Source organism: Bradyrhizobium sp. Unk1, assembly GCF_059512345.1.
Genome location: NZ_JCAMOP010000050.1, coordinates 26,494 through 48,548, shown reverse-complemented (window position 1 = coordinate 48,548; position 22,055 = coordinate 26,494). Strand labels below are relative to the sequence as shown.

The 22,055-nt window shown below is 63.3% G+C and carries 21 protein-coding genes; 12 read left to right on the top strand and 9 right to left on the bottom strand.

Annotated features, from left to right (window positions below):
• Window positions 1-97: 97 nt before the first annotated feature.
• From AC5ZFO_RS40360 to AC5ZFO_RS40335, 6 genes are all read left to right on the top strand, one after another.
• Entirely contained in the window at window positions 98-1,081 is a 984-nt protein-coding gene (locus AC5ZFO_RS40360) for an ABC transporter substrate-binding protein (protein ID WP_282524591.1), read from the top strand.
• 78 nt (window positions 1,082-1,159) lie between these two features.
• Window positions 1,160-2,854, top strand: coding sequence for a dihydroxy-acid dehydratase (ilvD, locus tag AC5ZFO_RS40355; protein ID WP_282524592.1), 1,695 nt, complete (start codon window positions 1,160-1,162; stop codon window positions 2,852-2,854).
• Window positions 2,855-2,978: 124 nt separating this feature from the next.
• Window positions 2,979-3,824, top strand: a complete 846-nt coding sequence (locus AC5ZFO_RS40350; protein ID WP_282524593.1) for an ABC transporter ATP-binding protein — start codon at window positions 2,979-2,981, stop codon at window positions 3,822-3,824.
• Window positions 3,821-4,606, top strand: a complete 786-nt coding sequence (locus tag AC5ZFO_RS40345) for an ABC transporter permease (protein ID WP_282524594.1) — start codon at window positions 3,821-3,823, stop codon at window positions 4,604-4,606. Before AC5ZFO_RS40350 ends, AC5ZFO_RS40345 begins: the two co-directional genes overlap by 4 nt.
• Complete coding sequence (locus tag AC5ZFO_RS40340) at window positions 4,603-5,370, top strand: ABC transporter permease (protein ID WP_282524595.1); 768 nt, start codon at window positions 4,603-4,605, stop codon at window positions 5,368-5,370. Before AC5ZFO_RS40345 ends, AC5ZFO_RS40340 begins: the two co-directional genes overlap by 4 nt.
• 39 nt (window positions 5,371-5,409) lie before the next feature.
• Window positions 5,410-6,456, top strand: coding sequence for a 2,5-dihydroxypyridine 5,6-dioxygenase NicX family protein (locus AC5ZFO_RS40335; RefSeq protein ID WP_282524596.1), 1,047 nt, complete (start codon window positions 5,410-5,412; stop codon window positions 6,454-6,456).
• Here the strand turns inward: AC5ZFO_RS40335 and AC5ZFO_RS40330 are convergent.
• The 5 genes from AC5ZFO_RS40330 to AC5ZFO_RS40310 are packed head-to-tail and all read right to left on the bottom strand — an operon-like array spanning window position 6,453 to window position 12,162.
• Window positions 6,453-7,445, bottom strand: a complete 993-nt coding sequence (locus AC5ZFO_RS40330; protein ID WP_282524597.1) for a 3-hydroxybutyryl-CoA dehydrogenase — start codon at window positions 7,443-7,445, stop codon at window positions 6,453-6,455. The genes AC5ZFO_RS40335 and AC5ZFO_RS40330 overlap by 4 nt on opposite strands.
• 3 nt (window positions 7,446-7,448) lie before the next feature.
• On the bottom strand, window positions 7,449-8,537 hold the full coding sequence (locus tag AC5ZFO_RS40325) for an NAD/NADP octopine/nopaline dehydrogenase family protein (protein ID WP_496123615.1): 1,089 nt from the start codon (window positions 8,535-8,537) through the stop codon (window positions 7,449-7,451).
• Window positions 8,534-10,060 carry a class I adenylate-forming enzyme family protein gene (locus tag AC5ZFO_RS40320; protein WP_496123614.1) on the bottom strand — a complete coding sequence of 509 codons (1,527 nt, stop codon included), beginning with the start codon at window positions 10,058-10,060 and terminating at the stop codon, window positions 8,534-8,536. The genes AC5ZFO_RS40325 and AC5ZFO_RS40320 overlap by 4 nt, the downstream gene beginning before the upstream one ends.
• 2 nt (window positions 10,061-10,062) lie before the next feature.
• Window positions 10,063-11,352, bottom strand: a complete 1,290-nt coding sequence (locus tag AC5ZFO_RS40315) for an acyl-CoA dehydrogenase family protein (protein ID WP_282524600.1) — start codon at window positions 11,350-11,352, stop codon at window positions 10,063-10,065.
• A gap of 12 nt (window positions 11,353-11,364) precedes the next feature.
• Window positions 11,365-12,162, bottom strand: coding sequence for an alpha/beta fold hydrolase (locus tag AC5ZFO_RS40310; RefSeq protein WP_282524601.1), 798 nt, complete (start codon window positions 12,160-12,162; stop codon window positions 11,365-11,367).
• Window positions 12,163-12,372: 210 nt separating this feature from the next.
• On the opposite strand from AC5ZFO_RS40310, the gene AC5ZFO_RS40305 reads away from it, so the two are divergent.
• The 3 genes from AC5ZFO_RS40305 (at window position 12,373) to AC5ZFO_RS40295 (ending at window position 15,494) form a co-directional block, all read left to right on the top strand.
• Entirely contained in the window at window positions 12,373-13,134 is a 762-nt protein-coding gene (locus AC5ZFO_RS40305) for an SDR family NAD(P)-dependent oxidoreductase (protein WP_496123613.1), read from the top strand.
• A gap of 31 nt (window positions 13,135-13,165) precedes the next feature.
• The gene (locus AC5ZFO_RS40300; RefSeq protein ID WP_496123612.1) at window positions 13,166-14,002 is read left to right on the top strand and encodes an enoyl-CoA hydratase family protein; all 837 of its coding nucleotides are present in this window, start codon (window positions 13,166-13,168) and stop codon (window positions 14,000-14,002) included.
• 241 nt (window positions 14,003-14,243) lie between these two features.
• Complete coding sequence (locus tag AC5ZFO_RS40295) at window positions 14,244-15,494, top strand: flavin-dependent oxidoreductase (protein ID WP_496123611.1); 1,251 nt, start codon at window positions 14,244-14,246, stop codon at window positions 15,492-15,494.
• A gap of 9 nt (window positions 15,495-15,503) precedes the next feature.
• Here AC5ZFO_RS40295 and AC5ZFO_RS40290 read toward each other — a convergent pair whose 3' ends face one another.
• Window positions 15,504-15,962: a cupin domain-containing protein gene (locus tag AC5ZFO_RS40290; protein WP_282524603.1), complete on the bottom strand. Its 459-nt coding sequence runs from the start codon at window positions 15,960-15,962 to the stop codon at window positions 15,504-15,506.
• 27 nt (window positions 15,963-15,989) lie between these two features.
• A complete protein-coding gene (locus AC5ZFO_RS40285; protein ID WP_496123610.1) occupies window positions 15,990-17,165 on the bottom strand; it encodes an ABC transporter substrate-binding protein in 1,176 nt (391 codons plus the stop codon).
• Window positions 17,166-17,425: 260 nt separating this feature from the next.
• On the opposite strand from AC5ZFO_RS40285, the gene AC5ZFO_RS40280 reads away from it, so the two are divergent.
• The 3 genes from AC5ZFO_RS40280 (at window position 17,426) to AC5ZFO_RS40270 (ending at window position 20,255) form a co-directional block, all read left to right on the top strand.
• Complete coding sequence (locus AC5ZFO_RS40280) at window positions 17,426-17,935, top strand: MarR family winged helix-turn-helix transcriptional regulator (protein ID WP_496123609.1); 510 nt, start codon at window positions 17,426-17,428, stop codon at window positions 17,933-17,935.
• Window positions 17,936-18,083: 148 nt separating this feature from the next.
• Window positions 18,084-19,775, top strand: a complete 1,692-nt coding sequence (locus AC5ZFO_RS40275) for a benzoate-CoA ligase family protein (RefSeq protein WP_496123608.1) — start codon at window positions 18,084-18,086, stop codon at window positions 19,773-19,775.
• 21 nt (window positions 19,776-19,796) lie between these two features.
• Window positions 19,797-20,255 (top strand): RidA family protein, encoded by a 459-nt coding sequence (locus AC5ZFO_RS40270; RefSeq protein WP_404979872.1) that lies wholly within the window; start codon window positions 19,797-19,799, stop codon window positions 20,253-20,255.
• Window positions 20,256-20,259: 4 nt separating this feature from the next.
• Here AC5ZFO_RS40270 and AC5ZFO_RS40265 read toward each other — a convergent pair whose 3' ends face one another.
• Window positions 20,260-20,988 (bottom strand): CBS domain-containing protein, encoded by a 729-nt coding sequence (locus tag AC5ZFO_RS40265; RefSeq protein ID WP_496123607.1) that lies wholly within the window; start codon window positions 20,986-20,988, stop codon window positions 20,260-20,262.
• 92 nt (window positions 20,989-21,080) lie between these two features.
• Complete coding sequence (locus AC5ZFO_RS40260) at window positions 21,081-22,055, bottom strand: CHAD domain-containing protein (RefSeq protein ID WP_496123606.1); 975 nt, start codon at window positions 22,053-22,055, stop codon at window positions 21,081-21,083.

Genomic DNA, 22,055 nt, shown 5'->3' with positions numbered 1-22,055 from the left:
CGGCTCGCATGGCTTGCCTGATTGTTTGAACCATGAAACATTTGAGGCGGTCGGGTTGGGCGGCGCCGGTCGGCGCCGGAGCAGCGGAGTGGGCACGATGCGAACCGTTTCGAAGTGGATCCTGGCTTTGGGAGCGGCCGCGGCTGCGAGCGCGGGGGCAGGCCCGTCATGGGCACAGCAGACCATTCGCGTTGGCTGGACCATCCCGGCCGAGGAATCCAAGTACTGGATGATGCGCAGGCCAGCTGAGTTTCCCAATATCGGCAAGGCCTACAACATCGAATGGACCCAATTTCAGGGCACCGCGCCGATGACGCAGGCATTGGCGGCCGGCGCGCTGGATTGCGCGACGCAAGCGCCGCTGTCGCTCGCCAACGGTGTGGTCGGCGGCAATCTCAAGGCCTACATCGTGGCGCAGCACGTCTTCGAGAAGCCCGGCGGTTTCTCGGTCTATTGGGCGGTGATGGATGACTCGCCTATCAAGACGATCGCCGATCTCAAGGGCAAGACGGTCGGCATTTCCGTGATTGGTGGCGGCACGCAAGGCCCGTTCAACCTGTTGCTCAAGCAGAATGGCGTCGATCCGGCCAAGGATATTAAGCTGGTCGAGGTCGGCTTTGCCGTCTCCGAAGATGCGCTGCGCCAGGGCCGTGTCGACGCGGTCAACATGAACCAGCCGTTTGCCGCACGTGCGGAGGCGAAGGGTGGCACAAGAAAGCTGTTCTCGTTGTCGCAGGCGATGCCGAACATCGTGCACATCCTGGAAGCCTGCCGCGCTGATTTCGTCGACAAGAACCCCGACTTGGTGAAGGCCTACGTGCGTGACATTACCTCAGGCATGAAGAAAGCGCTGGCCAACCGCGAAGAGACGCTAAAGGTCGTCAATGAGGTTCTGAAGGCGCCTATTCCGGTGCTCGAGACCTATCTGCTCAAGGACAACGATTTCGGCCGGGATCCAGGCGCTGCGCCGAACTTCCCCGCGATCCAGAAGATGCTGGACATCTACGCGGAGACCGGAATGCTGCCGAAGCTGGATGCCACGCAGTTCAAGCACGCGACGATCGTCGCGCCGCTGGAATAGGCGCGGGGCGCGAATTATCGAACGACGAGATCGCGGCGCCGCGGATCATCCGGGACGTTGCCTGAAGAAGATGCGCGTATGAAGAAGTTGCGATCACGGGTCACGACTGACGGCCTCGACCGGGCCCCGCACCGCGCTTTCATGCGCGCAATGGGGCTTGACGACGCAGCGATCGCCAAACCGATGGTGGGCGTCGTCAGCATGAAGGGCGAGCAGACGCCCTGTAATATGACCCACGACTTCCAGGTGGCCGCGGCCAAGACGGGAATCGAGGAGGCTGGCGGCACGCCGCGCGAATTCTCGACCGTGTCGGTCTCCGACGGCATCAGCATGAATCACGAGGGAATGAAGTTTTCTCTCTTTTCGCGCGAGCTGATTGCGGATTCGATCGAAGCCGTCGTTCATGGTCTCGCCTATGACGCGCTGATCGGGTACGGCGGATGCGACAAGACGCTTCCCGGAGTGATGATGGGCATGGTTCGTTGCAACGTACCGTCCATTTTCATCTACGGCGGCAGCTCGTTGCCAGGCCGGGTGGACGGACGGACTCTCACGGTGCTCGACTCCTATGAAGCCGTCGGCAGCTTCATGACCGGAGAGATCGACGGCGCCACGCTCGAGCGGATCGAGCGCGCCTGCCTACCGACCATTGGTGCGTGCGCCGGCCAGTTTACCGCGAACACGATGGGGATGGTGTCGGAGGCGATGGGGCTGACCATTCCCAACGTCTCGATGGTGCCCGGTGTCTATGCCGAACGTGCACAGATATCGCGCCGCGCCGGGCGACTGGTGATGGAGATGCTGGAACGTGGCGGCCCGCTGCCGCGAGACCTCGTGACTCGGAAATCCCTCGAGAACGGTGCGGCGATTGTGGCCGCCACGGGCGGCTCGACCAACGCAGCGCTGCATCTGCCGGCGATCGCGAATGAGGCCGGGATCGCATTCACGATCGATGACGTCGGCCAGGTCTTTGCCAGGACGCCGCTGATCGGAAACTTGCGGCCGGGTGGCAAATACACGGCGAAGGATGTCTATGACATCGGCGGCGCGGCCGTCGTGATCCGCGAGCTGATCCAGAGCGGGCACATCGATGGGAGCTGCTTGTCCGTGACCGGGCGCACGCTCGCTGAAGAATATGGCGCGGCCAACGCTCCCGATGGTGAAGTCGTTTACGCGTCTCGCGCGCCGATCATGCCTGATGGTGGCGTGGCGGTTCTGAAGGGCAATCTCTGTCCAGACGGTGCGGTGATCAAGGTCGCAGGTTTGAAGAGTCATCACTTCGAGGGCGTTGCGCGTGTCTTCGAAGATGAGGAGGCATGTGTCAAAGCGGTCCGTGACCGCGCCTACACGGCGGGCGAGGTGCTGGTGATCCGCAATGAAGGGCCAGTCGGCGGCCCGGGCATGCGCGAGATGCTCGGCGTTACCGCGCTGATCTACGGCCAGGGTATGGGCGAGAAGGTGGCCCTGATCACCGATGGACGGTTCTCCGGCGCCACTCGCGGCATGTGCATCGGCTACGTGTCCCCCGAAGCGTTTGTCGGCGGTCCGTTGGCGCTTGTTCGCGACGGCGACAGGATCCGGATCGATGCCGCAAACCGGCGGATGGATATGCTGGTCGACGAGCAGGAACTCACGGCGCGCCGACGCGATTGGAAGCCACGGCCACCCCGCCACCGTGCAGGTGCGCTCGCAAAGTATGCGCGGCTGGTCGGACAGGCGCCGGGCGGAGCCGTCACACATGAGGGCCCTGCAGAATGGCCTTGGTTCGAATGACGCGCCGCTTCCGTGCGAGATTGACCGCCCGTCTGGCAAGTTTCTTGCTAAGCTCGATCAGCTGATGGAGGACATCAGCGGATCGATTGCGTGACGTTCGCGCGTGAGTCAAGCGAGAGACGGGATGAGGGTAGTGCCTTCGAGATCGAGCGAATGGGTGAATCCGGTGACGTCGCAAAGGCCGGCTTCTGCGATCATCGAGATCGACCGCGTCTCCCAGGTTTTCCAGACCTCGGCGCGTAAGGATCATTTGGCGCTATCGGACATCTCGCTGACGATCGAGGAAGGAGCCTTCGTCTCGATCCTTGGTCCGTCCGGCTGTGGCAAGTCGACACTGCTTTATATCGTCGGCGGCTTCGTCAACCCGACCAGCGGCGTGGCGAGGATGAAGGGACAGACGATCACGGGGCCGGGTCCGGATCGCGGACCAGTGTTTCAAGAGTTCGCTCTGTTTCCCTGGAAGACCGTGTTGGGCAATGTGATGTATGGCCTGCGCCAGCAAGGTGTGCCTGCCACCGAGGCCGGAGCACAGAGCCAGGCCTTGATCGAGATGGTCGGCCTCAAAGGCTATGAGAACTTTTATCCCAAGGAGCTCTCGGGTGGCATGAAGCAGCGCGTCGCGCTGGCCCGGACATTGGCTTACCACCCTGAAGTTCTGCTGATGGACGAGCCGTTCGGCGCGCTCGACGCGCACACCCGTACACGTCTCCAGAATGATCTCCTGAACATCTGGGAGCGTGACCGCAAGACGGTGCTGTTTGTGACCCATTCGGTCGACGAGGCCGTCTTCCTGTCGGACAAGGTCGTGATGATGTCGAAATCTCCCGGCCGCATTCGGCAGGTGATCGACATCGATCTGCCTCGGCCGCGTCGCCGCAGCGAGCTGTTGCTCGATCCGCGCTACCAGAAATACGTCGTCGACATCGAGCGGATGTTCGACGAGGTCGACGAGACCGGATCGCCGTCATGACATCTCTGGGTGCCGCCGTCAGACGTGCCGCACCGGTGTTCGCTTGCATCGGGCTGCTGGCGGTGTGGCAGGTCGCGTCGCTCGCGCTGAAGAATGACAGCTTTCCGACGGCGATCGAGGCGATCCGCGCAATCCCGGACATCCTTGGCGACAAGGAGTCCCTGATCAATATCCTGGCCTCGCTTCGCCGCATGGCGATCGGGTTCAGTGTAGCCGTGCTCGTTTCGATCCCGCTGGGTCTGTTGATGGGGCGTAGCCGCGCCGTCGCGGCCTTCTTCAACCCGTTTCTGATGGTGATCTATCCGGTGCCGAAAGCGGCGCTGATGCCGATCATCATGCTTTGGCTGGGCGTCGGCGACATCACGAAGACGCTGGTGATCTTCCTCGGCGTCAGCCTCCCTGTGATCTATCACAGCTTTGAGGGAGCCCAAGCCGTCGAAGAGAAGATGCTGTGGTCGGGCGCTGCGATGGGACTTTCGCCGCTGCAACGGCTGGTGCGGATCGTGCTGCCGGCGGCGCTGCCGGAGATCTTGACCGGATGTCGCACGGGTCTCGTGCTGGCGCTGATCACGATGATCACCAGCGAGATGATCGCCCGCCAGTCCGGCGCAGGCAACATTCTGTTCAACGCTTTGGACATGGGCCAATACGACACCGTCTTCGCGATGATCATCATCGTGGGGGCGATGGGAATTTGCCTCGATGCGATTTTTGAGCGGGTCCGCGCACGGCTGGTGCGCTGGTCCGAACCTCAGTTCGACATGCCGCTGAGCTTCTCATGACATCGCGTATTCTCTCAGCAAACGTCGTTCTAGGGCTCGCGCCAATTGTGCTCGTGATCGCGGTGTGGCAAAGCCTCGTATCGTTCGGCTTTGCGCCTGCGGTCTTGCTGCCGCCGCCGGGATACATCTTCAGCAGGTTGCTCCAGCAACTCGTGACGTGGACGTTTCAGCAGGAGATCGCCGCGACCCTGATCCGGCTGTTTGCCGGCTTTGCGATTGCGGTCGTGCTCGGTGTAAGTATCGGCATTGCCGCGGCCGCCAATCCAGCGATCAACGCCGTGGTTCGGCCAATCGTGCGCGTATTGGCGCCGTTGCCTAAAGTCGCACTCTATCCGGCGCTGTTGCTTCTGCTCGGCTTCGGCCACGGATCGAAAATCACGCTGGTGGCGGCCGACGCACTCTTTCCCATTTTGCTGTCCACCTATTACGGCGCATCAACCGTCGAGCAGAAGCTGATCTGGTCGGCCATGGCGGCGGGAACGCCGCGCTATGGAATCTTGTTCAAGGTGGTCTTGCCGGCAGCGATGCCCTCGATCCTGACCGGCTGCCGGATCGGCCTTGTCATTTCCTGCATCGTGGTGTTTCTGGCCGAGATGATCACGTCGACGGACGGGTTGGGGCATGTGCTGGTGACGGCGGCCCGAACTTTTCAGGCCGTCGACATGTTCGTGCCGCTGATCACGATCTCGCTGCTGGGGTTGATCCTGAACGGCTTGCTGGGCGCCTTGCGATCGTATCTCTTGCGGGGCTTCCCCGAAGCGTGATCTGACTGAACAAAGAAACCAGAAGACCGGGAGTGAACCATGCTGGCGGATCGCATCGAGGCAAAATGGATCGACGCGTTTTGCGAGATCTTTGAGCGCTGCGCTGTCAAGGCCGGCGACACCGCGGCGATCCTCTCGGAAACCCAATCGCGTGCGCTGAACGTTCATTTGGCGGAGCTCGCCCTGCTGCGGATGGGCGCGCGGCCGTTTCATGTGGTGATGCCGACGCCGCGTAACCGGAATATCGTGCCGGTTCGCTCGACCGGGGCAAGCGAGGCAATCCAGCGGCTTGGTCCGGTCATCACCGCACTCCAGCAGGCCGGCTTTGTGGTGGATTGCACCATCGAGGGCTTGATGCATGCGGTGGAAACGCCGGAAATCCTCAAGGCCGGCGCGCGGATATTGGTGATCTCCAACGAACACCCGGAAGCGCTGGAGCGGATGGTGCCGGATCCCGCACTCGAGAAGCGTGTTCGCGCGGCGGCGAAGTTGTTGCGTGGGACGAAGCGGATGCGCGTGACATCGAAAGCCGGCACGACGCTCGACGTTGACATGGTCGGTGCGTCCACGGTCGGCGTGTGGGGCTGGACCGACAAGCCCGGCACGCTGGCGCACTGGCCGGGTGGCATTGTGGTCAGCTTTCCCAAGAGCGGAACGATCAACGGGACGTTGGTGATGGCCCCCGGTGACATCAATCTGACCTTCAAGCGCTACCTGGCGTCCCCGGTGAAAATGACGCTGAAGGACGATTATGTTGTCGAGCTGGAGGGCGAGGGCACGGATGCGGCGATGATGCGCGCCTATCTCGCGGCGTGGGGCGATCGCGAGGCCTATGCGGTCTCGCATGTCGGTTTCGGCATGAATCCGGGGGCCCGCTACGAAGCCCTCTCGATGTATGACCAGCGCGACACCAACGGCACTGAAATTCGTGCCGTCTCCGGCAATTTCCTTTTCTCGACCGGCGCGAACGAATTTGCCGGCCGCTACACGGCGGGCCACTTTGATTTGCCGATGATGGGAACGACGATCGAACTCGACGGCGTCGCGGTCGTTCGTGAAGGCGTGCTGCAGGACGTCTTCGGCTAGCTGCGGTCGAGGACCGGTGGGCGCGCCAGGCCGAAATGCCGGAGCAGGTCGACCATGGCCTGAAGCCGCTTCACGCGATAGGCATCGACGTCCATGCCTGAATAATCGAGGAAGCCGGCACCCGTTCGCAAGCCGATGCGGCCCTCTCGCATATTGCGGGAAATGACGTCCGGCGCGCGATAGCGGTCGCTGCCGAGCGCGCCTTCGAGATACCGGCTGGCATAGTACAAGATATCGCCGCCGCCCCAGTCGATGAACTCGAGCAGTCCGAGCACGGCATAGCGGAAGCCAAAGCCGTAACGGATCGCTTTGTCGATCTCCTCGGCGCTGGCGACGCCTTCCTCGACCATGCGTGCGGCCTCGTTCATCGCCAGCGCCTGGATGCGCGGGACGATGAAGCCAGGCGTCGCCGCGCACATCACGGGGACCTTTCCGATGGCTTCGAGCAGCGCCTTGACCTCATCGATGATGGCGAGATCGGTGGCTTTGCCGGGTGAAACCTCGACCAGCGGGATCAGATAGGCTGGATTGAGCCAGTGCACATTGAGGAAGCGGCGAGGGTTCACGATCGCCCCAGCGAGATCGTCGACGAGGATGGTCGACGTGGTCGAAGCGATGATCGTATCCGGGCCGACTTGCTTTGAGGCCGCCCCCAGCACCTCGCGCTTGAGCTCGACGACCTCGGGAACGCCCTCGAAGACCATCCCGGCTTCGGCCAGCGCTGCGCTGCTTCGGCTGGCCGGCACCACCGAAACCCGTGCGATAAGCGGATCGACATCTGCCTCGGTCAGCAGTCCCAGCTTCGACAGGCTGGCAAAGGTCTTCCCGACTTCGTCGAGCGCGTCCGCCTCCAGCCTGGCGAAATCGTCCGCGGAACGGCCCTTGATATCGATCATCGTGACCGTATGCCCTGCGTAGGCGAACGCGACGGCGATGCCGCGCCCCATGCGGCCGGCCCCGAGGCAGACAATGTTGGCGCGGCGGGTCATCGGTTAAAACCCCGTACGGAGAATCGTCTGTAGTTCGGCCTTGCCGAGATTGCCTAGTCCGAGCGTCTCGAGCGTTCGGCCGCCTTGCGCAAAATCCTCACCGCACACAGCGCCGCCGAGGGAGAGGAATGCTCTGGCCAGCGGCGTGGATACACCCGCGATGCCGGCAACGGAGACCAGCAGCGATAGCCCAAGCCGCAAATCCTCGCGCATATAGCGGTGCTCGGTCAGCACGATCCGCTCACGCCAGTCGCCGGAATCGGTCAGCCGGTCGTGCGAGCCACGGCCATACATCCAGATCTCGCCTTCTTTGGCGTAGTGGTGGGCCAGCGGGAAATGCGGAGCGCCATAGCCAAGCGCTTCGCGTACGGCGATCCGTTCTGCGTCGAGCGCGTCGGTCACCCGGCGGATCGCGGCTTGCGTTCCTTCCTTGTGGATGTCCCATCGTTCGAAATGCTCGATCGGGCCGGCGTTCATCACGATCAGCGGCGGGTGAATGATGGGCCCAGCATTCATCAGCGCGCCGGAGAGCGCATCGCCGCAGGGCTCGATCGCATCAGGGAAAGCGCGTCCGATCACTTCGAGTGCATGCGCGGCCTGATCGAGCGGAAACACGCCGACCGGCAGCCGCTTGGCACGGATGGTGATTGCGACCTCGAACGGCCCGTGCTTGCGGGTCAGCCAAGGCAGCGTGCCGGTCTCGGCAAAGCTTGCCTTGGCGTGGTTTCCGGCATCCCGCGCGGCTTGGGCGAAGATCATCGAGCCGAACGTGGCGGGCGGCAGGAACACGACCTGGCCGTCCCGCAAATGCGGAGCGAGCAAACGAGCAATGTCCGGCTGCGCGAAGGCAGGGGCGGGGCACAGAATCAGCTCGGTGCCATCAATTGCTTGGGCGATGTCGGTCGTCACCAGCGCGAGCTTCACATCGTGCCGGCCATTATGATCCTTGACCAGGATGTGCGAGCCGGCCGCGCGATGCTCCGTCACCTGATCGGTGTCGCGGCGCCAGAGCCGGACCTCATGCCCCGACAGCGCAAAATCGCCCGCGGCCGCGAAAGAGCCGTTTCCCCCACCCAGAACTGCAATCTTCAAGATGCTTCTCCTTGCGCGCGCGACTGCGCATCAAGCTGCTTCAGCAGGAAATGCTGGACCTTGCCAAGCGCCGTGCGCGGCAGGTCGTTGACGAAGACGATGTCGCGCGGAACCTTGTAACGGGCGAGCTGCGTCTGAAGATGCGCTCTCAGCTCCTCCGCTTCGAGCCGGCAGCCGGACCGCCCGATGACGTAGGCGATCGGCACCTCGTCCCAGCGCGGGTCCGGCCGGCCGATCACGGCGCATTCGCTGACATCGGGATGTTCGAGCAGGACGCGCTCGACCTCGGCCGGATAGACGTTCTCGCCGCCGGAAATGATCACATTCTTCTTGCGGTCGCGGACCCAGAAATACCCGTCGGCATCGCACAGGCCGATATCGCCGGTGCGATACCAACCGTCGTGCAGCGCATCGTGCGTGGCATCCGCATTGCCCCAATATTCGAAGAACACGTTGGGCCCTCGTACGGCGATTTCGCCCGGCGCACCCGCAGGGACCTCATTGCCGGCCTGATCGATCACCTTCGCTTCGCAGCACAGGCCGGCAAGTCCGGTCGATCCCGCGCGCGAAAGATCGCCGCCAAGCCGGGTGTAGACTGCGATGGGGCAGGTTTCCGTCGATCCATAGACCTGAAGCACCGGAACATCGCGCGCCACGAAGCGGTCGATCAGGTGCGGTGGCACGATGGTCGAGCCGGTCGAGACGGCTTTGAGCGACGAGAGATCAGTCGTTGTCCAGGCGGGATGCTCGCTCACGGCCTGGAGGATTGCAGGCACCATCACTGTCAGGGTCGGTCGTTCCCGTTCAATGGCCGCGAGCGCAGTATCCGGCATGAAGCGGGCGTGGATCGTGACGGTCGCGCCAAGCTGCAGCGCCGGCGTGGTCTGGATGTTGAGGCCGCCGACATGGAAGAACGGCAGTACCGTCAGCACGTGATCACCCGAGACCATGTTGTGCATGTGCTGGCTCATGACGCCGTTCCAGAACAAGGCTTCTTGCCGCAGAACAGCGCCCTTCGGCCGTCCCGTCGTTCCAGACGTGTAGACGACGAGCAGCGGGCAGGAGAGATCGGTGTGCGGATTGCGGCCGCTGCCTTCGCTGCGAGCCAGCAGGTCTTCGAATGTCACGCCCCGCGACGGCGCGAAATCGAGGCCGATGACGGCCGTCCCCGGCGCAAGCTCCGGGAGAACTCCCGCAAATGCCTGCTCGAGCACCAGGACCTTTGCGCCCGCATCGGTGAGAATGAAGCGCTGCTCGGCAACCGCCAGCCGCCAGTTCAGCGGCACCAGCATCGCACCCAGTCGCGCGCATGCGTAGAGCAGAACCAGGTAGTCCGGCCGGTTCAGGCTCAGGATTGCGACGCGGTCGCCTCGGCCGACGCCGAGCTCCTGCTTCAACGCCGTGGCGGTGCGCTCGATGCGCGCGGCGAGGGAGGCGTAGCTCAGCCGCTCACCTTCGAAGGCGATCGCCGTCTTGTCTGGCGCGAACGCCGCGTTGCGATCGATCAGACTACAGAGGTCCACGGTCAGTCGTCCGTTTCACCGGCCTCGTACAGCGCCTCGCGCCCGATGCGGTCGAGGCAGAGCTCGGCTGTCCAGGGCAGCATCAGCGAGCCGCAGCGGCTGTCGCGATAGATGCGCTCCAGCGGGAGCGAGCGGAGCATGGCCTGACCGCCGCAGGTGCGGATCGCGAGCGCGGCGAGCTCATTGGCGCCCTCCATCACCGAATATTGCGCGGCATAGGCGCGCAGCACCTGCTCCTTGCTTGGATTGGCGTGGGCCTCGGTGACCGCCTGGAACCAGATCGCCTTGATCTGCTCGAGCTTGATCTGCATCTGCGCGACCGCGATCTGCTTGGTCGGGTACATCCGGCGCTTGACCGGCGGCATGCCCGGCACCTCGCCGCGAAGATAGCGCACGGTGAAATCATAGGCGGCTTGCGCCAGGCCCATATAGGTCGGCGACAGCGTCAGGAACATATGAGGCCAGCGCATCGCCGCCTGGAAATAAACGCCGCGCGGCATCAGCGCGGATTCCTCAGGGACGAACACATCCTTGAACAGCAGCGTGCGAGAGACTGTGCCGCGCATGCCGAGCGGATCCCAGTCGCCGACCACCGAGACACCGTCCGATTTCGCGGCGATCGCGAGGTAAAGGGTGTTGCGGCGCGAGGCTTTTTCGCCCTCCTCGATCTCGGTGCAGAGCACGCCGTAGTAGTCGGCATGACCGGACAGCGATGCAAAGATCTTCTTGCCGTTGACGATCCAACCGCCCTTCACGGGCTTTGCTTCTGTGCCGAACGCGACGCCGCCCGCCGCGGCCGCTCCGCCCTCGGAAAAGGGCTGCGAGTAGATCGCGCCATCCTCGACGATACGCTTGTAATGAACCGCGCGCCTTCGTTCGTGCTCGGCGCGGGTCTCCGCATCCATGTCGAGATCGTCGGCGAGCGGACCTGACCACAGGGTCGAGCAGACGTGCATGTTCCAGGTGAGGGCGGTCGCGCCGCAATAGCGGCCGATTTCGGCTGCCGCCAGCGCGTAGGTTTGATAGTTCGCGCCGAGCCCGCCATGCTTCTTGGGAACCGCGATGCCGAGCAGGCCGACGCGATGCAGGTCGCGATAGTTCTCAGTCGGGAAGATCGCTTCGCGATCGTAAGTCGCCGCGCGACCAGCGAACACGCTCTGGCCGATCTCGCGGGCGCGCGCGATGATGCCGGCCTGCTCGTCGCTCAGGCGGAATGCGACGGGATCGAAGATCGGAGCATCCAGCGCGACCTTGTCGGTTGCGCCGATGTTCTTTCTGACTTGCATGGTCATTGCGCAGCCACCCTACGTTTTGGTCGCGACGGAATTCAGGAACCGGCCGAGCGCTTCGTCGAACGCGTCAGGGCGTTCAAGGTTGGCGAGATGGCCGACACCAGCCAGCTCGACATATTCGGCGGTGGGAATGAATGTTGCCGTCTTTGCCATCATGGGGGCAGGCGCGTTGTTGTCCTTGGAGCCGGACAACAACAGCGTCGGGACGGAAATGTCCTTGAGCGTGCTGCGTTGATCGAAACCCATCAAAGCCAGCATCATGGCGCGATAGCTCGCCTCGGGCACGCTTGCCATGCACTCGCGCGCAAGCTCCATTCCCTTCGGATCAGGATCGTCGCCGACAAGCTCCTTCACCAGGGAGGGAGCCAGCGACTTCATGGTCTCGCCGCGATCGAGCGGCCAAAGCCGCGCCGCGATGAACGATTGCTGCCAATCGCCATCGGCCTTGCCGAAGGCCGGGCTGGTCTGCGCGAGGACGATCGCGCGGGCCAGTTTCGGAGATTGCGCCAGCCATTTCTGCACGATCATGCCACCGATCGAATGGCCGACCAGAATTGGCGTTGTCGCACCAAGCTGCTCAATGAATTGCTGGAGCGCATCGGCAAGGGCCGCAATGCTGACGCTGGCGAGCGGAGCCGATCTGCCGTAGCCCGGCATGTCCCATGCAATTGCGCGGAACTGGGTGCTGAATCTGGTAAGCTGCTGCCGCCAAGCCCGTGCCGCGCCGCCAATGCCATGCAGGAAGATCAGGGGTGTCGCGTCCGGATCGCCCGCGGCTTCATAGGCGAAGCGGCCGTCTTTTGTTATCATTGGCGCAGGCTGCGACACGCGACATCCTTTTGCTCGGCCGGGCGATGCTAACAGGCCTGTGGGGGATGGGAAGCGATAATTTTATACTTAAAGCAATTTTCGGGCCGGTCTCTCGTGCGAAGGCGTTCGCGGCGCTACGGCAGCTTCGTTGCAAAAACTTGAAGGTTAAAATATATCGAGGAACGATCAGCAGAGCCAAGGAGCCAGCGCATGTCCGGATTACCGCACTCGCCGCACGCGCTCGTGACCGGTGGCGGTCGCGGCATCGGCCGCGCCATCGCAGCCTCTCTTGTCGGGGCAGGCGCAACCGTGACGGTGCTCGGCCGGAACGCCGCTGTTCTAGAAGAGGCGGTCAGCGCAGGTGCCGCGCATTTTGCTGCGATCGCCGACGTCTCGAACGAATTATCACTGAAAGCCGCTATCGCTGAAGCGAGCGCGCGAAAGCCGATCGACATCCTGATCGCCAACGCGGGAAGTGCAGAATCCGCGCCGTTCGCGAAATCGGACGCTGCCCTGTTTGCGCGCATGATGGACGTCAATTTCATGGGCGTCGTCCATGCCATCCAGGGCGTTCTGCCGGGCATGAAGGAGCGCCCCTATGGCCGCATTGTCGCAATTGCATCGACGGCCGGGCTCAAGGGCTATGCTTATGTCAGTGCCTACACGGCCGCCAAGCACGCCGTGGTCGGTCTCGTACGTTCGCTTGCGCTCGAGATGGCCGGAAGCAACGTGACCGTCAACGCGGTCTGCCCGGGGTTCACCGATACCGATCTTGTCGCCGGCAGCATCGAGAACATCATCAAGAAGACCGGGAGAAGCCGCGAGCAGGCGATCGCCGAACTCGCGAAGCACAATCCGCAAGGGCGGCTGATCACGCCTCAAGAGGTGGCAGACGCAGTGCTTTGGTTGTGCGGCGAAGGCGCTGGTGCGATTACCGGGCAGGCGATTGCAGTCGCAGGCGGCGAAATCTAGTAGCGCGGAACAAACATACTAAGGAGACCGCATGAGCAGACCAGCCAATCCTGTGACCGTGCCGCTCGCGGATTATTCGCCGCAGCACTTCCTGCTGGCGGTGGTCGACAGCGTTGCCACGGTGACGCTCAACCGTCCCGAGCGAAAGAATCCGCTGACGTTCGAGAGCTATCGGGAACTGACGGATTTCTTCCGCGCCTGCGCTTTCGATGATGCAGTCAAGGCCATCATCGTCACCGGCGCCGGCGGTAACTTCTCGTCCGGCGGCGATGTGTTCGAGATCATCGGCCCGCTCGTGAAGATGGACACCAAGGGGCTGACCGCTTTCACGCGGATGACCGGCGACCTCGTCAAAGCGATGCGGGCCTGCCCTCAACCCATTGTGGCAGCGGTCGAGGGCATCTGCGCTGGCGCCGGCGCGATCATCGCGATGGCATCGGATATGCGGCTCGCGGCGAGCGGCGCGAAGGTCGCGTTCCTCTTCAATAAGGTGGGCCTTGGCGGCTGCGACATGGGCGCCTGCGCGATCCTGCCGCGGATCATCGGACAGTCCCGCGCCTCCGAGCTGCTCTACACCGGCCGGTTCATGACGGCGGAAGAGGGCGAGCGCTGGGGCTTTTTCAGCCGCATCGTCACGCCCGAGCAGGTGCTGCCCCAGGCGCAGTTGCTGGCCAAGCAGGTCGCGGAAGGGCCGACCTTCGGCAACACCATGACCAAGCGGATGCTGGCGATGGAATGGGCGATGTCGATTGAAGAGGCGATCGAAGCGGAAGCCGTTGCCCAGGCGCTGTGCATGACCACGGGGGATTTCGAGCGCGCCTTCGAAGCGTTCGCCAACAAGGTCAAGCCGGTCTTCAGGGGCGACTGAGCCCCGGACTTGCTGCGGGAGGCTAGCAATGGGGATTTGCGCCGCAGTACTTGCACAGAACAGATCAGATTTTCCGCAACAACGTGCGCGACCGGCGGGATCTCGAGGAGCTGAGAATTAAGGCTAAGCCCAAGACCCGGGCCGAGCTCAAGGCGGAGGCGACAAAGCCGCTTGCGGCGGAGTGACCGCCCGTGCGACTTTAGCCCCATTGCCTGGCGTATTTTCGAGTGGAGTAAGGGCGATGAAGGCGATTATCGTCGGTGGCGGTGTCGGTGGTCTCACCACGGCATTGATGCTGCGCTCGCGCGGCATCGGATGCGAGATTTTCGAGCAGGCCGACACCATCCGCGAACTCGGCGTCGGCATCAACACGCTGCCGCATGCGATGCGGGAGCTTGCCGGCCTCGGTCTCCTCCAGCAGCTCGACGACGTCGCGATCCGCACCGACCAGCTCTATTACCTCAATCGCCACGGCCAGGAGGTCTGGCGCGAAGCCCGCGGCATCGACGCCGGCCATGACGTGCCGCAATTCTCGATTCACCGCGGCCGCCTTCAGGGCGTCATCCATCGCGCCGTCGAGGAGCGGCTCGGGCCGGAGGCAATTCACACCGGCTGCCGCCTCGGCGCCTTCACGCAGGACGAGGGCGGCGTCACCGCTTATTTCTTCGACCGCTCGGGCGCGCACATTCATACTGCGCGTGGCGATATCCTGATCGGCGCTGACGGCATCCATTCACGCGTTCGCGACACGCTGTTCCCGAACGAGGGACCGCCGTGCTGGAACGGCCTGATGCTATGGCGCGGTGCGCGCGATTGGCCGCTGTTCCTCACCGGCAAGTCGATGATCGTGGCCGGCGGCCTCAACGCCAAGGTGGTGATCTATCCGATCGCAGAGGGATCGAGCACGGCGAGCCGTCTCACCAACTGGGCGGTGCTGGTGAAGGTCGGCGAAGGTAATGCCCCGCCGCCCCGGAAAGAAGACTGGTCGCGGCCCGGCCGGCGCGAGGAATTGATGCCGCATGTCGCGCGCTTCTCGGTGCCCTATATCGACGTCAAGAGCCTGATCTCGGCAACGCCGGAATTCTACGAATATCCGACCTGCGACCGCGATCCCTTGCCTTACTGGTCGTCCGGGCGCGTTACGCTGCTCGGCGATGCCGCGCATCCCATGTATCCGGTCGGCTCCAACGGCGCATCTCAGGCGATCCTCGACGCGCGCTGCCTTGCCGATGCGCTGGTGCGCGCCGAGCATCCGCGTCAGGCTTTGCTTGAATATGAGAAGAAGCGGCTGCCGATGACCGCTGACATCGTCCGCTCCAACCGGCGCGGCGGCCCCGAGGGCGTCATCGACGCCGTCGAGCAGCTTGCGCCCGATGGCTTCGACAACGTCGACAACGTGCTGAGCTATTCCCAGCGCGAGGCGATCGTGCGCGGCTACGCCACCAAGGCCGGCTTCGCCGCCGTGCCGGGACTTGCGGCGGTGCGCGCTTGAGACTCGCTGCTAGCCGCCGGGCGGCGGCGGCGGCAGGAAGTGGATGTTGAACTCGGCGGCCATCGCCACCACGTCCTCGGGCTTCTGTTCCTTCATGTTGTGAAGGCCCCAGAACAAGTCGAACAGCTTTCGGGTCGGCGACACCCAGAACAGCACCTTTGCAGTCTGCTCCGACTTGTTGAAGATGCCGTGCGGCACGCCCATGCCGAGGCGGATCAGATCGCCCGCGGTCGCCTGCGACTCCGAATTGCCGAGCACGAAGTCGAGCTTGCCCTCGAGCATGTAGAGATACTCATCTTGGTCGGGATGGATGTGCGGCGGCACGAATGTGCCCGGCGGCAATGTCGCGTGCCAAGAGAAGCTGTGTTCGGTATTGCTCTTCGGCACATAGGTCTGGCCGAGGATGTTCCAGGAAATGCCCTGGATCCCTTCATTGGCTCGCGTGATGCCAGTGATTTCGCTTTTCATTGCAGTCCTCCCGTAATGCGGTGCGGCTTAGTTTGCCGCCTTGCAGTCCTTGGCATAGCGGTCGCCATAGTTCTCGAAGACCTTCTGAACGATCTCGGTCTGGAACTTGCCGTCCGCACGCTTGGCGACCTTGGTCAGATAGAAATCCTGGATCGGATAGCCGTTGGTGTTGAACTTGAACGCGCCGCGCAGAGAGATGAAGTCGGCCTTCTTCAGCGCAGCCCCAACCGCATCCTTGTTCGAGAGATCGCCTTTCACGGCCTTGACCGCGCTGTCGATCAGCATCGCGGCGTCATAGGCCTGGAAAGCATAGGTGCCGGGCACGACGTTGTAGGCGGCTTCATAGGCCGCGACGAACTTCTTGTTCTGGGGATTGTCGAGATTGGGCGCCCAGTTCGCGCCGCCAAACATGCCGACGGCCGCATCCTGCTGCGCCGGCAAGGTCGATTCATCCACCGTGAAAGCCGAGAGCACCGGAATGCTGTCGGCAAGGCCGGCCTGCCGGTATTGCTTGACGAGATTGACGCCGAGGCCGCCCGGCATGAACGTGAACAGCGCATCGGGCTTCTGCGACGAGATCTTGGAAAGTTCCGGCTGGAAGTCCAGCGTGTTCAGCGGCATGTAGGATTCTTCGACGATCTCGCCCTTGTAGTCGAGCTTGAAGCCCGCCACTGAATCCTTGCCGGCCTGATAGTTCGGCACCATCAGATACATGCGCTTGTAGCCGCGATCCTGCGCGACCTTGCCGAGGATCTCGTGGACCTGGTCGTTCTGATACGACGTCACATAGAAGAACGCGTTGCAGTCCTTGCCGGCGAAAGTCGATGGGCCGGCGTTGGGGCTGATCAGGAACGTCTTGGACTCCGTAATGGGGCGGTGGATCGCCTGGAGGATGTTGGAGAAGATCGGGCCGACCACGAAGTCGACCTTGTCGCGCTCCAGAAGGCCCTTGACCTTCGTGACCGCTGCGTCGGGCTTCAACTCGTCATCGGCGACGATCACCTCGACATCCCGGCCGCCCATCTTGCCGCCGAGATCTTTCACGGCGAGCGCAAAGCCGTCGCGGACCTGCTGGCCAAGCGCGGCGGCGGGGCCCGACAGGGTCACGACCACGCCCAGCTTGATCTTCTCCTGGGCGAGGGAAGGGCTCACTGCGGTGCCGAGCAGCAGGGCGGCAGCGGCAAAGGTCATTTGCGTCTTCATGATGTGTCCCCCGTGACGATCGGGCTTGCGCAGCAAGCCGCGTACTCCAATCCAAGCTTATGCCGATGATGGCGGCCGCGGCAAGCAAGCTCAAGGCGTGGCCATCCTGCGGGCAGTGGCGCATGCAAGCGGCGCGCCAGTTAATTGAAGCCTAAAGAAATTCAAGTGTGGTCGATTGTTGCAGCTTTAGGCTTGCGGCCGGGGCCGATTTATTTGAAGCTCAAAACGTTGGGGAATCCGTGCTGGCGCCAAGGCCGGCCATGAGTGACTGCATCGAGATGCTCGATTCCGAGACCAAGGCCGTCGAGACGCCGGAGGACCACGCCGAAGAGCTTCGGCTGTGGCTGCGTCTGCTCACCTGCACGACGCTGATCGAAGGTGAAGTCCGCGGCCGCCTGCGGCAGCGCTTCGACGTCACGCTGCCCCGGTTCGACCTGATGGCGCAGCTCGACAAGGCGCCCGATGGCATGACGCTGTCCGACGTATCCAAGCGCATGATGGTGTCCAACGGCAACGTCACCGGCCTCGTCGAACGGCTGATGGAATCGGGCCATCTCGACCGGCGCACCTCGGAGACGGACCGCCGCGTCCAGGTGATCCGCCTCACAAAGCTGGGCCGCGCCGAGTTTCGCAGGATGGCTGCGGAGCACGAGACCTGGATTGCCGATCTGTTCGCCGACCTGACCCCGAAGGATGTCCGCGAATTGATGCGGCTCCTGGCCAAGACAAAGGCATCGGCGCAGAAATCGGCCGGTCGCCGCCGGCCGTAGTCCGCCAGCGGGGCACCCCGCCAGTCCCACCTTGCCGCAGGAAAATGCATGGGATGCCCAAAATCCGCTATTGCGCCGAATTGTTTTAAGCCTAAAATGTTTTCCAGATGATGCTGCCGGGTGCTTTCCATGCTGAAAGGAGCGTGCGATGGCCAACGCCGCTAAGGCTCAAGAGTCGGGTTCGTATGACGGCAACGCCGCGACGGCCCACGTCGATACATTCGCACGGCAGCATCTGCCGCCGCGAGAGTTCTGGCCCGAATTCATCTTCACGCGGCCGGAGCTGCACTATCCGCCGCGATTGAACTGCGTCAGCTATTTTCTCGACCGCTGGGTCGAGCAGGGCCACGGTGACGCGTCCTGCGTCATCAGTCCGGCCGTCAGCTACACCTATCGCGAGCTGCAAGCGCTCGTGAACCGCATCGCCAACGTGCTGGTTCGCAAGCTTGGTCTCGTAACCGGCGGACGCGTGCTGCTGCGCTCCGCCAACAACCCGATGATGGTTGCGACCTATCTCGCGGTGATCAAGGCTGGCGGCATCGTCGTGGCGACTATGCCTCTGCTGCGCGCCAAGGAACTATCTTATCCGATTCAGAAGGCGGAGATTGCACTCGCGCTCTGCGACGGAAAACTCTCGGAGGAGATGGAGAAGGCGAAAGCGGCGGCGCCCGGCCTCAAGCACGTGGTCTATTGGGGCAACGGCGCGTCGGACTCGCTGGAGGCGTTGATTGCTGATGCGAGCCTGGAGTTCGAGGCGGTCGATACCGCCGCCGATGACATCTGCCTAATTGCCTTCACGTCGGGCACGACGGGCGATCCCAAGGGCACGATGCATTTCCATCGGGATATGCTGGCGGTCTGCGACGGTTATGCGCACAACATCTTGAGGGCGGAGCAGAAGGATCGCTTCGTCGGTTCAGCGCCGCTCGCCTTTACCTTCGGCTTCGGCGGCGTGTTGTTTCCGATGCATATCGGCGCTTCCTTCGTCGTGCTGGACAAGACGACGCCGGACGACATGCTGACGGCGATCGAGCAATACAAGACCTCGGTCTGCTTCACCGCGCCGACCGCCTATCGCGCCATGATCGGCAAGCTCGCGGGTCGCGACATCTCCTCGCTGCGCAAGTGCATTTCTGCCGGCGAGACCCTTCCCAAGCCGACATTCGATGCCTGGCTCAAGGCCACCGGCATCAAGCTGATGGACGGCATCGGTTCGACCGAGCTGCTGCACATCTTCATCAGCGCGACCGAGGACGAGATCCGTCCCGGCGCAACCGGCAAACCCGTGCCGGGTTACGAAGCAAAAATCGTCGATGACGACGGCAATGATCTGCCGCCGGGCACGATGGGGCGGCTCGCGGTGCGCGGCCCGACCGGCTGCCGCTATCTCGCCGACGAGCGGCAGCGCAAATACGTCCAGAACGGCTGGAATATCACCGGCGATACCTATCTGATGGATAGCGACGGCTACTTCTGGTACCAGTCGCGCTCCGACGACATGATTGTGTCGGCCGGGTACAACATCGCGGGCACGGATGTGGAGGCGGCGCTGCTGACGCATCCATCCGTAGCCGAGTGCGGCGTCGTCGGTGCGCCGGACGAGGCGCGTGGCATGATCGTAAAGGCTTATATCATCGCCGCCTCCGGTGTGACGCCGGACGCTCAACTCGCAGCGGAGTTGCAGGAGCATGTCAAACGTGAGATTGCGCCTTATAAGTATCCGCGCGCGATCGAGTTCGTGGCGCAACTGCCGAAGACCGAGACCGGCAAGTTGAAGCGATTTGCCCTGCGGCAGTTGGCGCAGGCTGCAGCGACGTCCTCTGGCGTTGCGGCGGAATAAGAGAAGGATGAAGAATTGTCCGTGACGACGCCGAAAGGCCCGCACCTCGCGGTGCTGCCGACAGCAGCCGAGGGCGAAACCGGCTCCAGGGCGCAGGTGCTCCAACCGTCCGGCTGGCCGCTGCCGAAAGGCTATGCCAACGGCATGGCCGCCGAGGGACGCATCGTCGTCACCGGCGGCGTGATCGGTTGGGACGCCGAAGAGCGTCTCGCGGACGGCTTTGTCGCACAGGTGCGCCAAGCCCTGAGCAACGTCGCCGAGATATTAGCCGAGGCGGGTGCGCGGCCCGAGCACCTCGTGCGGCTGACCTGGTACGTCGTCGACATGGACGAATACCTGGCGAACCTGAGGGAGCTCGGCAAGAGCTACCGTGCCACCTTCGGTGCGCACTATCCTGCGATGGCGCTGGTGCAGGTCGTCCGCCTCGTCGAGAAGGCGGCGCGCGTCGAGATCGAAGCCACCGCCGTCATTCCCCGCTAAGCGCCTAGCTGGCCCTGGCGAGATCGTCGTCCTCGGGCGAATTCAGATAGACGCCCGATACTGTGTCGACCCAGCACAGATGGTCGTGCACCTTCTTGACGCCCTCGACGTTCGCCGCCGCAACGACGGCAGCCTGACGCGCGCGTTCCTCAGTGATGACACCGCTGAGATGAACGATGCCGTCCCGGACGATGACGTTCAGTCCGAACGGGCACCAGTCATTTTTCTCCATGGTGTCGATGATGCGGCCGCGAATGTGATCGTCGTCGGCCGTCGGATCCGGTACCTCGCGGGCGAGCCCCGCCACCGCCTGCAATAGATTGGCGCGCGAGACGATGCCGACGACCTTGTCGCCGCGCACCACCGGCAGCCGCTTCACGTTGTTCCGTTCCATGAGATCGACGATCTCCGCGAGCGCCGTATCCTCGGTGATGGTCACGACCGAGGCGGTCATCACCTCCGAGACCTTGCGGCCATGCTCGTGGACGAAATCGCTGGCGGAGTTACCGGGGCCGAGGATGAACTGCAGCCAGCGGCCTCGCTTGCGCCCGGTGCCGATTTCGCTGCGGCGGACGAAATCCCCCTCGGAGACCACGCCGACCAGCTTGCCGGCATCGTCGACCACGGTGAGGCCGCTGACGTGCCGCTTCAGCATGATGTTTGCCGCCTCGACGATGCTGGTGTGGGGGGTAACCGAGATGACCGAGCGGGTCATGATCTGGTGGGCGCGCATGGGAAAGCTCCGCAAGTTCACACGAATATCGATGTGTGGAGCTTAGGTCGCCGGCAGGAAGCTGATTTGACCCAAATCAAGCTGGTCCGCACCTAATCTTCGGGCTCTGCATTCGGGGCAAGGTCGGAGGAGCGGAACGGCTTGGCCTTGTCCAGTTTCCGGTAGGCGTTCGAGGCGGTCCGCAACAGCTTCTTTTGGCGCTTCCGGTCGAGGAAGCGAATGCCCGCCTCGGGGACGGCCTCGTTCAGTGACGCTGCCAGGGTTTGCCCTCGCGCATCGTCGTTCAATCGCCCGAGGGACCTCTGCGCCTTGCGCAATTGCTTGAGGATCGACTTCTGCTTCGTCAGCGATTCGTCCGCAAACAAATCCCCCAGCGACTCGATCGAATAGGTCAGCCGCTTGTTGAGGAGCCGCAGCTTGTGCCGTTTTTCGACGTCGAGCTTGCGGAGTTTCCGCGCCTTCCTGAGCAGCGTCGTTTCCCATTCCGTGAGCTGCGCCGTCGCGTGGTCGGCGAGCGGGCAGCGGCGCAATCGGATGGCCTCCTTGCTGCGCCGGGTCGACCAAGGACCGCTCTCGATCCAGGCCGAGGTCTGCTCGACAAGACGGCGATACCGCGCCGACTGCAGCGCGCGCGCCAGCAGGCGGTGGCTCTCGGAGCGCTTCTCGTCCCAATGCTGAAGCTCGGCAATCACGTCAAGCTCGCCTCCGCTCTCGGCGATAACCCGCTCGATCGCCACGTCGAGGTCGCGCACCATGCCGAGCTGGCTATTCAGCCATTTCAGTTCGGCCCAGACATTCGGCCGCAGGGCATCGTCCACCATGGGCGAGAAGAAGCGGATGGCGGTGCGCAGATGCGTCAGTGCGATCCGGATCTGATGCAGCGCCTCCGGATCGCCGTGGCAGGTGCCATCGTGCTGGGCGAGGACGGCATCGAGGTGACGGCGGGCGATGATCCGGAACGCGGTGTCGCAGGCCATGCCGGGGCTGAGGCGGCCGGGCAGAACATTGCGTCGCGCCGCAGGCTTGGCGCGAGCGATCGCCATCGAACTCGTGGTGGGTCGCGCCAT

What these genes read in the sequence shown, in the direction of transcription:
- AC5ZFO_RS40360 (WP_282524591.1), top strand. Translation starts at nt 98, where the DNA reads ATGCGAACCGTTTCGAAGTGGATCCTGGCTTTGGGAGCGGCCGCGGCT.
- ilvD (WP_282524592.1), top strand. Translation starts at nt 1,160, where the DNA reads ATGAAGAAGTTGCGATCACGGGTCACGACTGACGGCCTCGACCGGGCC.
- AC5ZFO_RS40350 (WP_282524593.1), top strand. Translation starts at nt 2,979, where the DNA reads ATGAGGGTAGTGCCTTCGAGATCGAGCGAATGGGTGAATCCGGTGACG.
- AC5ZFO_RS40345 (WP_282524594.1), top strand. Translation starts at nt 3,821, where the DNA reads ATGACATCTCTGGGTGCCGCCGTCAGACGTGCCGCACCGGTGTTCGCT.
- AC5ZFO_RS40340 (WP_282524595.1), top strand. Translation starts at nt 4,603, where the DNA reads ATGACATCGCGTATTCTCTCAGCAAACGTCGTTCTAGGGCTCGCGCCA.
- AC5ZFO_RS40335 (WP_282524596.1), top strand. Translation starts at nt 5,410, where the DNA reads ATGCTGGCGGATCGCATCGAGGCAAAATGGATCGACGCGTTTTGCGAG.
- AC5ZFO_RS40330 (WP_282524597.1), bottom strand. Translation starts at nt 7,445, where the DNA reads ATGACCCGCCGCGCCAACATTGTCTGCCTCGGGGCCGGCCGCATGGGG.
- AC5ZFO_RS40315 (WP_282524600.1), bottom strand. Translation starts at nt 11,352, where the DNA reads ATGACCATGCAAGTCAGAAAGAACATCGGCGCAACCGACAAGGTCGCG.
- AC5ZFO_RS40310 (WP_282524601.1), bottom strand. Translation starts at nt 12,162, where the DNA reads ATGATAACAAAAGACGGCCGCTTCGCCTATGAAGCCGCGGGCGATCCG.
- AC5ZFO_RS40305 (WP_496123613.1), top strand. Translation starts at nt 12,373, where the DNA reads ATGTCCGGATTACCGCACTCGCCGCACGCGCTCGTGACCGGTGGCGGT.
- AC5ZFO_RS40300 (WP_496123612.1), top strand. Translation starts at nt 13,166, where the DNA reads ATGAGCAGACCAGCCAATCCTGTGACCGTGCCGCTCGCGGATTATTCG.
- AC5ZFO_RS40295 (WP_496123611.1), top strand. Translation starts at nt 14,244, where the DNA reads ATGAAGGCGATTATCGTCGGTGGCGGTGTCGGTGGTCTCACCACGGCA.
- AC5ZFO_RS40290 (WP_282524603.1), bottom strand. Translation starts at nt 15,962, where the DNA reads ATGAAAAGCGAAATCACTGGCATCACGCGAGCCAATGAAGGGATCCAG.
- AC5ZFO_RS40285 (WP_496123610.1), bottom strand. Translation starts at nt 17,165, where the DNA reads ATGAAGACGCAAATGACCTTTGCCGCTGCCGCCCTGCTGCTCGGCACC.
- AC5ZFO_RS40280 (WP_496123609.1), top strand. Translation starts at nt 17,426, where the DNA reads ATGAGTGACTGCATCGAGATGCTCGATTCCGAGACCAAGGCCGTCGAG.
- AC5ZFO_RS40275 (WP_496123608.1), top strand. Translation starts at nt 18,084, where the DNA reads ATGGCCAACGCCGCTAAGGCTCAAGAGTCGGGTTCGTATGACGGCAAC.
- AC5ZFO_RS40265 (WP_496123607.1), bottom strand. Translation starts at nt 20,988, where the DNA reads ATGCGCGCCCACCAGATCATGACCCGCTCGGTCATCTCGGTTACCCCC.
- AC5ZFO_RS40260 (WP_496123606.1), bottom strand. Translation starts at nt 22,055, where the DNA reads ATGGCGCGACCCACCACGAGTTCGATGGCGATCGCTCGCGCCAAGCCT.